Annotated in this window: 1 pseudogene; it reads left to right on the top strand. The window is 79.6% G+C overall.

The annotated features are described in order from the left end of the window. Positions 1-573, top strand: a pseudogene (locus tag G3I42_RS14730) (FUSC family protein); the annotation flags it as partial.

Consider the following 573-nt stretch of genomic DNA (forward strand, 5'->3'; position numbering starts at 1 on the left):
CAGCCGGGCCTCGGCGTCATGGCGGCGCTCGGCGGCCTGCTCGCCGCGATCAACGACCGCCCCGGCAGCCGCCGCACCGCGGGACTCCGCCTCGGCGCCCCCGCCCTCGCCGGTACCTGCGGGCTGCTGCTCGGCAGCGGGGCCACGGCACTGCTCCCGCACTCCGCGCAGCCGTTCCTCCTCCCGCTCGTCCTCACCGTGCTCGGCCTCCTCGCCGGCGCCGTGAGCGCCCTCGGGCCGGTCGCCTCGGGGATCGGCACCCAGATACTCGTCACGACCGCCATCGGCGCCGGGATGCCCCTGCCCGAGCCGGGCTGGCAGCGCGCCCTCGCCTTCCTCGCCGGAGCGGCCTGGCTCCTCGCCCTGCGCCTCCTGCTCCCGTCCCCGGACGACGGGGCCCGGCACCCGTACCGGCTCGGCACCGAACGCGCCGCCGTCGCCTCCGTCTACACCGCGATCGCCGCCCTCCTCGACGCCACCGGCACCCCCGCCGCCCCCGCCCGCCGCGCCGCTCTGACCGCCGCGCTCGACCAGGCCCAGGACGCCCTGCTCGGCCCCCGGCTGCTCCGCCTC

The sequence above is a fragment of the Streptomyces sp. SID11385 genome (genome assembly GCF_010548245.1).
GTDB lineage: Bacteria > Actinomycetota > Actinomycetes > Streptomycetales > Streptomycetaceae > Streptomyces.